Origin of the sequence: Waltera sp., from assembly GCF_046969025.1 — a bacterium.
GTDB lineage: Bacteria > Bacillota > Clostridia > Lachnospirales > Lachnospiraceae > Acetatifactor > Acetatifactor acetigignens.
In genome coordinates this window covers 1-10,155 of sequence record NZ_JBKVQF010000042.1, presented here as the reverse complement: position 1 = coordinate 10,155, position 10,155 = coordinate 1, and the positions used below count along the sequence as shown (strand labels likewise).

General features: G+C 46.4%; 8 protein-coding genes. All 8 read right to left on the bottom strand.

Translation table 11 applies throughout. The annotated features are described in order from the left end of the window. Positions 1-437: 437 nt before the first annotated feature. The 8 genes from ACLTOH_RS15045 to ACLTOH_RS15010 all read right to left on the bottom strand — a co-directional run bounded on the left by ACLTOH_RS15045 (position 438) and on the right by ACLTOH_RS15010 (position 9,914). A complete protein-coding gene (locus tag ACLTOH_RS15045) occupies positions 438-1,181 on the bottom strand; it encodes a hypothetical protein (RefSeq protein ID WP_412224339.1) in 744 nt (247 codons plus the stop codon). Between the two features lie 4 nt (positions 1,182-1,185). Beyond that, positions 1,186-3,360, bottom strand: a complete 2,175-nt coding sequence (locus ACLTOH_RS15040) for a hypothetical protein (RefSeq protein WP_412224338.1) — start codon at positions 3,358-3,360, stop codon at positions 1,186-1,188. A gap of 34 nt (positions 3,361-3,394) precedes the next feature. Beyond that, positions 3,395-4,678 carry a GTPase HflX gene (hflX, locus tag ACLTOH_RS15035; RefSeq protein ID WP_412224337.1) on the bottom strand — a complete coding sequence of 428 codons (1,284 nt, stop codon included), beginning with the start codon at positions 4,676-4,678 and terminating at the stop codon, positions 3,395-3,397. Positions 4,679-4,702: 24 nt separating this feature from the next. Further along, positions 4,703-6,199: a sensor histidine kinase gene (locus ACLTOH_RS15030; RefSeq protein WP_117467533.1), complete on the bottom strand. Its 1,497-nt coding sequence runs from the start codon at positions 6,197-6,199 to the stop codon at positions 4,703-4,705. Then, on the bottom strand, positions 6,183-6,866 hold the full coding sequence (locus tag ACLTOH_RS15025) for a response regulator transcription factor (RefSeq protein ID WP_117569142.1): 684 nt from the start codon (positions 6,864-6,866) through the stop codon (positions 6,183-6,185). The genes ACLTOH_RS15030 and ACLTOH_RS15025 overlap by 17 nt, the downstream gene beginning before the upstream one ends. A gap of 103 nt (positions 6,867-6,969) precedes the next feature. Then, on the bottom strand, positions 6,970-7,566 hold the full coding sequence (locus ACLTOH_RS15020; RefSeq protein WP_022312780.1) for a hypothetical protein: 597 nt from the start codon (positions 7,564-7,566) through the stop codon (positions 6,970-6,972). After that, a complete protein-coding gene (gene bsh / locus ACLTOH_RS15015; RefSeq protein ID WP_118731349.1) occupies positions 7,566-8,570 on the bottom strand; it encodes a choloylglycine hydrolase in 1,005 nt (334 codons plus the stop codon). Before bsh ends, ACLTOH_RS15020 begins: the two co-directional genes overlap by 1 nt. A gap of 198 nt (positions 8,571-8,768) precedes the next feature. Continuing rightward, a complete protein-coding gene (locus tag ACLTOH_RS15010; RefSeq protein WP_118505641.1) occupies positions 8,769-9,914 on the bottom strand; it encodes a DNA/RNA non-specific endonuclease in 1,146 nt (381 codons plus the stop codon). Positions 9,915-10,155: the final 241 nt, after the last annotated feature.

Sequence of the window (10,155 nt, the reverse complement as noted above, 5' to 3'; positions counted from 1 at the left end):
GGGTTGCATTACTGTTTATTTGTCAAAGATCATAACCTCTTGCTTCGCAAGAGCTGTGTTGCTTTGCTGTTGTTCTCAGCGGCAACTCTGATATCTTATCATAACCGCTTCCGTTTGTCAACAACTTTTTTGAAATCTTTTTTCGTCTTGGAAAACCTTGTTTTCCGTGACAGATATTTATGTTAACATATCTGTCAGACTTTGTCAACAACTTTTTTTGAAATCTTTTCAAGTTTCTTTCGAGCTGTTGTGTTGTCTCGGCGCTGCCTCAACAACGAATCTGAGTATATCACCCTGTGCCCCACTTGTCAACATTATTTTGCATATTTTTCAAACAATTTTGCAAAAGCAGTAAAAAAGCCCATAATCATGGGCTTTTTTGTCATTTTGGATCTTATTGTCTTTTCTCTTTTTCTCATAATTTACAGTATATATGCCTATAAAAGTTGAATTGTATATTCATTTGATGTATTTTTGAGACGAAGAGAAATGTTTTGTATCCCATTTGCCATATCTTCATTTACTTCCAGTAGCAGGACCAATCCCTGTGTCTCACCGGGAGCCATGGTTTCCACATACGTAGACATGTCATTGGGCAGCATTGTGGTCAATGCATTTCCACGTGTGCCGTCATTTACAGTAATGATGTATCTGGATGCGGTACTCAGGAAATCAACATTTTCCTCCTGGTCTGTTCCGTTGGTCAGTTCAAAGTTCAATATCAGAAGCTTTTTCCCGGTGGATGCATCCAACGCAAAATAATCCTCCGTAGATCCGTCCTCCGGATAAGAGTCTGCTATCTGGTAATCTCTGTATGTCAAGGTCACTCCCTCCGCAAGTCCGAAGAAATCCTCCAGACTGGTGGTAATATCCTCCTGTGCGGTAGGTGCCTGGGCTTCTGAAGCAGCCGATTCCGCAGGCTTCTCTTCCGTCTGTGCATTCTCCTGTCTTCCGGCTTCCCTGGCCGCGTCTTTTTCCAGTTTTGCAATGACGATTTCCGGGTCCACGAGACGGCTCCGGTGATTCGCATCATATTTTAAGAGAGTTACCGCCGCATATTCTCCGACTCTTTGTGATTCCTCTTCTGTCAGATCCGGAATTTCATTTCCGCAGGCTGTCATGCCAAGCGCCATTACACACAATAACGCTCCGCATACAATCTTCTTTTTGTTTCCTGTCATTCTTCTATCCTTCCCTGTCTGTTTTTCCATTGTTTCCTGTATTTTTCTCAAGTACGATATAAATCCCGGCAATCGCCAGTGCGATCACACCCACTACAAAGAAAAGGACCGTTTTCTGCAATACCGGTGCTCCCCAGTAATCATATAATGCTATTTTACCACAAGTGCACAAAGAAAGCACTAGTCCATATATTCTTACCGGCTTATCTTTTTTCAAAAAGCCCAGTGTTACACTTACCAGCGCAATCAGCATGATCAGAACACTATTGATCACGGGAACATTGGTCTTAACGATCAGTGCCATATAGGTCAGAAAGATCACAATGATCAGTTCTCTGTGTTTAAACTTCTTATAGTATCTCTCCTGCAATGTCAGTACCAGATAAGCCAGTACAAACACAAACATGCACAGATAAGTAAGATAAGAGTTCCGGTACACCGGATTTGCCAGAGCGATCAACGCTCCGATCTGCCCCACCATTACAAATACATTAAATATCAGGATGTTTTTCCCGCGCATATATTTCACATTATTAAACAGCAATATACTTACAAACAGGATCCCCGCAAAAGCCGGCAGCTTTAGCATCGGCATCAAATTGGCCGCTGCAAAAAATGCCAGGGAAAAAGTAAGCAGGAGCTCCTGTATCGTTGTCCATCCATAGACCAGGAACATACTGAGGATGGTTCCCGCAAGGAGCAGGTATGCATACGGTATTTCCTTTCCGTTTGCCAGAAGTTCAATACAGTACAGTGATGTAACGATCACATCCAGTGCCCTCAGTCCGCCTTCCGCAAAACGGGTCAGTATCTTCGTCAGTAAAAGCAACGCTGTCAGGCATATGAGTATCGGCCAGTTACTTTCTATTACAGAAAAGGCACATACCGCAACAAAACTGAAAAAGTAACAGGGCAGCCATTTTTTCCACGTTCCACGTATGGCAATTCCCGCAAGAACTGCGACTACAAACGCCATTCCCGTCAGGGCGATGATTCCGATATATGCGTCGTTCTCCGCTCTTCCCCAATAATTGTTCATCGCTGTACCGGTTGTAATTCCGGCTACCAGAAGAAATGCTATATAGATTGCCAGCAAGCCGTTTTCATTCACTGCATGGCCCGCCTGTTTTTCTTTTAGTATGTAATTGCTCTGCACTACCAGGATCAGATGTGCGATCAGGAAAAAGGTTCCAAATGCAGCTGCTGTCACCCAGACCGGCATTCCCTGTGTACTGATCACACAGGATACCGTTACCGGGAAAAGGATCGTAGTGCTGACAAGTTGTATCAACTGCGAAGCCGTATGATATCTTCTTACCGGCACACAGATGCTCAGTACACTCAGTAACAGAATCAATGCCAGCACCAGCAGGCCTTCCGGCTCCGAAAGCAATGAAGAACCGAAAAGCGGATACGCACAAAGCCAGCATGCTGCGATTCCCAGCATTCTGTGTATCAGGGAATCCCTTTTTCTGCTCAGTAAAACCGTGCCCACTGTAATCACTGCAATGATCGCCGCTGCAGGAAGCATACCGAAATTATGTAGGGAAATCGTATTGATCATGGTCGACAGATATAACGCCGCTATACCGATAGCCGAAAAGATCCGGGCCAGTTTCGGAAGCTTTCTGTGGATCAGTAATTCTGCGATCAATACCACTCCCAGGGAAACTGCATATAAAGAAATACCTTTGATCCAGCCGTTCATAAAATACATACCAAGCAATACCAGTGCGGTCAGAATAAAGATTCCGCCAACCACCGACAATGCAATGGTTGCGACCAGATATTCCGCATTCTGCTTCTTCTGTGCCGGTGCCTGCGTCACCGGCGCCTGCACCTGTTGCATGGTAAACTGCCCCACTGGCTGTGTCTGTGATTGCCCGGCTGTCTGCTGTTCTCCGGCGGCTGCCTCCTGTGGTACACTCTGCTGCGGCACAGATGACTCCGCTCCGGTTTCTCCGCCTCTGTTTGCATTGATCTGCTGTCTCTGGTACCAGAATTCCACGCTTTTATCCAGTTCTGCCTGTAGCTGTTCTACATATTCCGGCTGTCTCTGTATTCTTGGAAGTAATTGCTGTAAATACCTGGTAAATATCGGATCATTGGACTGCATCAGGTATTCTCTTGCCTGTTGTTCCAGTCTCTTTGCTCGTTCCTGTTGTGTATTGGTCTCCATCTTTTATCCTTCCCTCATTGTAATTTCTGTGATCTTATGACACTATATACTCTCTGTATCTGTCCATATCCTGTCTATGGCAGTCCGCATGGATCAGAATACCGTCCTCCCTATACTCTCTGGAAAGTATCTGCGCCTGTTCCATCAGATAGGAAGCCACATTTCCTGCACTGTACGGGATCAGAAATACGCACTCTGCATTATCCGCATAGACTTTCTGTTCAACAGCCTCTGCCAGTTCACGGATACCGATATTAAGTCCTGCCGCCAGATACCAGTTGTCCTGTCTCTTTTGCGGCAGTGGTTCCATCTCACATTTGTCTGCCTTATTATACACTATGATCTGCGGAATGTCACCTGCTTCCAGTTCTTTTAAGGTATCAGCAGTTACCTGCATCTGCTGTCTGTAATTTTCATCGCTGAAATCCACCACCTGGATCAGCAGATCCGCATACTTCACCTCTTCCAGTGTAGAGCGGAAGGCTTTTACCAGTCCGTGGGGCAGCTTGTTGATAAATCCAACCGTATCCGTCAGGAAAAAGGGCTTATTATGTCCGGTATCCACACTGCGGACACTGGTCTCCAGTGTAGCAAACAGCATATCCTTTTCCATGACCGTTTTATCCGGCAATTCGCCGAACTGCTCTACCATACGGTTCAGAATTGTAGACTTTCCCGCATTGGTATATCCTACCAGAGCCACCTGCGGGATACGGGACTGCTGCCTCTTTTTCCGCTGCACCTCTCTGGTACGTCCCACATCTTCCAGTTCCTTTTTCAGTTCTGTGATACGATGATCGATCTTACGCCTGTCCAGTTCCAGCTTTTTCTCACCGGTGCCCTTATTACTCATGCTGCCACTGGCACCGCCCTGTCTGCTCAGTGCATCATACATTCCTACCAGTCTCGGCAGCATATATTGCAGTCTGGCTGTCTCCACTTGTAATTTTGCCTCTCTTGTCTGGGCCCGGATGGCAAATATATCTAGGATCAGATTAGTCCGGTCGATGATCGGCAGTTCCAGTTCATTTCCCAGATTTCTTACCTGTGAAGGTGTCAGAGAATTATCAAACACAATCTCCTGTGCCCCGCATTCTTCTGCCAGCCTGCGCACCTCTGTCACTTTTCCGGTGCCGATATATAACGCTTTATTGACATGATCCAGCCGTTGTACAATCTGACCGGCCACTTCTTTTTCCGCAGCTTCCGCCAGACTTGCCAGTTCCTCCATGGAACGCTCAAAATCCGGTTCTTCACCGACATCCACACCGACTAACAGTACCTTTACCGGTGCCTCCTGTATCTGTTCTTCCCTCATATAAAAATATATCCTTTATATTTACTATTTTGTCTCTAACTCAAACCAGAATTCCACGCCGTTGTTGTAATTGTTCACACCGAATTGCTGGTTCATGGATTCCATGATGGCCTTCACGATAGACAATCCCACACCGCTGCCTCCGTATTCTCTGGTTCTTGCCTTATCCACCTTGTAGAACTTCTCCCAGATATGGTGGATAGAGTCCTCCGGGATCGGTTTGCCTGTATTGAATACAGATACCCGTACTTTGCCGTCCTTTTGTTCCATTTTCACTTCGATGATCTTATCATCTTCACAATGATTGACCGCATTGGAGAAAAAGTTCATGAACACTTCTTCTATTTTAAATTCATCCGCCCATGCATAGATCGGCGGATACTCTTCCATCCGCACAGTGATCTCATGCTGTTTTGTCAGAATTGCCGCTGACTGGATATAATTTTTCACCAGCGCCGTAAGGTCGAACCGCTCCATGGCCACCACATCATTACCAAATTCCAGCTGGTTCAGGGTCAGAAGCTTTTTCACCATGTTGTTCATCTTCGCTGCTTCGTCCACGATGACATCACAATAGAACTGCCTGCTCTCGGGATCGTCATTGATCTCCTCCTGCAGCCCTTCCGCATAACCCTGAATCAGCGCAATGGGGGTCTTGAGTTCGTGGGATACATTGGCCAGAAATTCCTTGCGCATTTCGTCAATGGCTTCTTTTTTCTCCACATCCCGTTGCAATTCATTGTTCGCTGTCTTCAGTTCCGAAATGGTTTTCTCCAGGGAATCGGACAACTTATTGATATTCTCTCCCAACAGATCGATCTCATTATGTGCCTTCCCCTGATATTTTGCCTCAAAATCCAGCTGTACCATCCGTTTCGAAATATTATTCAGTTCCAGGATCGGCTTGGTCACACTTCGGGAGACGAACCAGATAATAATACCACCCGCCATTGCTCCCAGACATCCTGCAAGGGCATAGAAGCGGTTGGCGATCTTTGCACTCTCCTGAATACTGGAAAGAGGTGTCTGCATAATAAAAGAAATGCCGGTATTCAGTCTTCCGTAGATTTCCAGATATTCCTTGTCCTCCTGTCCGGTTCTCTTGATCACATAATCATCGCCGTTCTCGATCACCCTCTGGTCATTGAAAGGTATGCTGAGTCCAAATACATAACCGATCAGGCGGTTTTCCAGTCTCTCACCGCCGTTGATGGACACATATTTCATATTGGAATTCACATCCATAACGCATACCGTCATGTTGTAGCTTCTGCACACATCATCCAGTTCTCTGGCAAATTCTTCCGTGTCATAGCTGTCGCTCTCCGCTGCCTGCTTGATGGTTCCGTAAGCATCATGAATAACATCCAGTTTGCTCTGCATATAGACTTTTCCCAGAAATAAATAGTTGATCATCAGGCACAGCAGGATCGTACCGATCATCAGGCCGATAAAGATCCAGGCAAACTGTCCCCTGATAGAATGTACTTTTCTCTTTTGTTGTTTATTCCGCTGTTTCATCCATCTTGTACCCCATGCCCCATATGGTCTTTATGAGATTGCCTTCCTCGCCCAGTTTGCTGCGCAGTTTTTTCACATGTGTGTCTATGGTACGGGCATCCCCAAAATAATCATAGTTCCACACATTGTTCAGGATCTTTTCTCTGGACAGGGCAATGCCTTTATTTTCCATAAAATAGGTCAGGAGTTCAAATTCCTTGTAACTTAGATCCACATCTTTTCCATCAATGATCACGCGGTGTGCCGCCTTATCCACGGTAATGCCGCCGCAGGTCAGAGCCTCTTCCTGTCCCAGCTGATTTGTTCTGCGCAGGATTGCTTCCACTCGGGCCACCAGAATCTTGGGACTGAAGGGCTTGGAAATATACTCGTCCACTCCCAGCTGAAATCCCTGCAGTTCGTCTCTCTCATCTCCGCGGGCTGTCAGCATGATGATCGGTACTTTGGAGTTCACCCGGATCTCCCGGCACACCTGCCATCCGTCCATCTTCGGCATCATCACATCCAGAATGATCAATGCGATATCTTTTTCTTTATAAAAAATATCCAGTGCCTCCTCACCATCACCGGCTTCCAGTACATCAAAATTGCTCTTCACCAGGAAATCCCGGACCAGCTTGCGCATTCTGCTCTCATCATCTACTACCAGTACTTTCAGTCTGTCCATACACCCTCACCTTCCTATCTTGAGATAGTAACTATTCAGCCCCATTCGCAAAATCGCCTCTTCGAGGCTTTCCTGAATACTTACACTATAACGTGTAAATATGTCAATTTTGTGAAACTTCGGTCTCTATATGTAATTCTCTTTCCTTTTCCCGTACCGTCTGCTCCCTCTGGGTCAGTTCCTGCTCCCAGGTGGCATATTTGTTCTGCAGATTTCTTTCATAATTCAGGACATTGGGCTGATCGGAATTCAGCGTGATGATAAACATTGCAATAATTGCAATGACCATCACAATATTCATAATAAGAGACAGCCGGAACGTCGTATTTTTATTTTCTTCCGGTGCCGGTTTGATTCTTCTTCTGGCAGGAGACGTTTTTTCCCTGGTGTCCGCAAAGTTCGTCCACAGAGGGATCGGCGGAATCTCTTCTCCCAACAGATCCTGCTCTGCTTTCAGTTCTCCCTGCAATTCCCTGAGGTATTCCAAACCTACCGGAGTGCGGAACACCCTGTCATCCAATGCTTTTTTATAAATAACCAGTACGGACTCCAGATTTGTCCGATCGATCCGCTTATCCAGATAAGCAATCTTCTGTCTCTCCTGCTCTGCCAGTCTGGCATCTTTCTCTGAATAGAATGCAAATCCGGACACTACATGATCCGTCCGGTTTTGCTGCTCCTGTTCTTTCTGTACATCCATTACTGGTTTTCCTCCGCGCTTCCTGCTGCAGCATTCTGCAATAAAATATGTTCTCCCTGCACCAGCGGGTAATGGACAGGACGATCACTGTCCAGATTTTCCCGGTACATATCTACTGCAGTAATCTGATGATTTTCATAGGTCGTATAATAGTAAATTCCTCTGTCTGCATTGCAGCAGGAAGTGTAGATAGTGATCTCATACTCCCCTTTGTCCAGCTGACAGCATCCTCTGGTCTGATCCACGCTCCCCAGAATATGGAAAAACTGGCTGACGCTCTCCGACTCAGACAATCCGGACAGGGAATTCATCTTCGTGAATGCCACCCGTACAAAACGGGATGCAGAAGACAGATCCCCGGGCAGTCCCATGGCTCCCATGCCTCTGCTGTACGGCTTCAGCTTCAGATCTGCGGAAAAACGGTTTGTCGGTGATTCGGAAGACAGGGACATATAATCGTTCAAACGAAACATCTGGATTGGAAACGGGGGATTGTTCGTCAATACTCCCACCGGGTTGTCATAGATCTTCAGCCCCTCCTGCACAGACTCGATCGTAATGGCCTCTTCCTTGTCTGCCAGAATCCAGTGCAGTGGAGAAACCGGATATTTTTCATTAAAGGGTGTATCCACCAGATTGATATGGGATAACAATACTCTGGCTTCCTGCACATTGGCACACTGCCCCAGAATCCAGGGGATGAACTCAAACTGGGCGATGTTGTCCTTACCTGTCTGCACTTTGCTGTATACTGCATTTCCCGGGAAATTCAGTCCCGCCATGCCGAGTCCTTTCTCATTCACTGCATCATAGTACAAAGGATAATCCCCTGCCATATGAGCAATGCCGATCATGGCATAATGCTCCGTCAGGGCATTCTGATGCCGTAGCGGAAAAGGATAATTGCGTGGTGTTACCGTTACCTCTTCCCCATAGTTAAATTCATAATCAAAAGTTCTGCCGAAATAAAAATCCTGTGATTTATAAGTTGCCGCTGTACACATAACATATACTCCTTTGTTCTGATTCAAATAGATATAGAAACTAGTCTTAGTCTATAGCATTTGCAGAATGTTTGCAAGTATACGAAAACTGTTGACGCAAATCATATTCTTATCTTTACTAAGCAAATAATAAGGAGCTTCGAGGCTGTTATCAGTATCTCGAAGGTCCTTTTCTGCTATATCTAATTCACTTGCCGATTAAGGATTGCACCGCTTACAGGGCATATATCCCATATTGATGATATCTTCTCTGTTGCCGGTATATATCTCTTTGTTTTTCTCCTTCATCTGATCCACGCTGGAGCAGGACGGATAGTGGAATTTCATGGTGTTGGTATTCAGCACATAGGTAGTTTCCTGTGATTCCTGTGGCACTGACGGTTCCGGTGTGATCTGCACCGTAGTGTCTGTCTGGGGTTGTTGTGTCGGTGTTTCTATCACAATGGGTGCTGCCGCTTCCTGGGATGCCGCGTTGCTCTCTGCCCAGTTATCCCCTGTAGCATAATCAATACCGATCCCCGGCTGCACATTGTATGCAAATACACAGAATTGGATTCCCTCTCCGACATCTTCCACAGAATAGGCTTCCATGAGGACACCGTCTGCCAGCAGGTTATCCCCGTCAAATATGGGAGTGACACGGTACAGGACATGATTCCCTGTATTTTTGATATAATCGCAGACTTTCGTCTCAAAAGGAAGCATTCCCTGCACGTTGAGATATCTGGTTCCTGTGATCAGGTTCTGCGGATTGGCGTTTTCCGCCGCCAGCATGTAGGCGATCAGGTGGCAGCGATTGTATAGGTATTTTCCGTCCACGTTATCGTATTTCACCAGATGCCATCCGGTAGGCTTCACGGCTCCGATCTCCCCTCTCGGTTCTGTCGGCATCAGGTCCTGTCCTACGTTGGCATATGCCACGCCACAGCGCCCCAGGCTGTCCAGCCCGCTGTATGTCTCGAAGGACTGTGTGGTCAGATCTGCCTCTGTGAAATAAGGTTTGTTGCCATTGACCTCTGTATAAGGCGTGCCGGAGTATGCCGGAATCTCCCAAAGGGAAAATGCTGCTGTGCCCTCTCCTGTCGAAGCATCTGTTGCAGATGTGACCTGCTGCGATTCTTGTGTATCCGAAGCGTTTTCCTGTGGCTGTCCGGATTCGGGTTCCGATGCTGCAGTCTCCGATGCCTCCAGCAATTCGGTGGGGATCGTCGCCGGCTGCTCTATCGTATAGGTATTATCCTGCGGCGTGACGGTGCTTTCCGCACAGCCGGTAAATGTCAATAGCAGTACCAGCCATAGTGACAATTGTGTTATCAAACGTTTCTGAAATCTGTTGTGTTTCATTTTCATAGCTTGTCAATTACTCCCTTGTAAAACTCTTTGGAAATTATACCACATTTTTCTTCATTCGACCCGTGAATTATACTGAGTTTTGTCGACTTTTTCAGCAGATTTGGGTATATTACAGTCAAAAGAGATAGCCTTTCCTGAAGATCGTTCCGGATGTTAGGTTGAGGCAACATGAAATGCAATCGAGTAGGAGGCGGTGACTAACCGCCGTCCTCTCACACCACCGTGCGTCAGA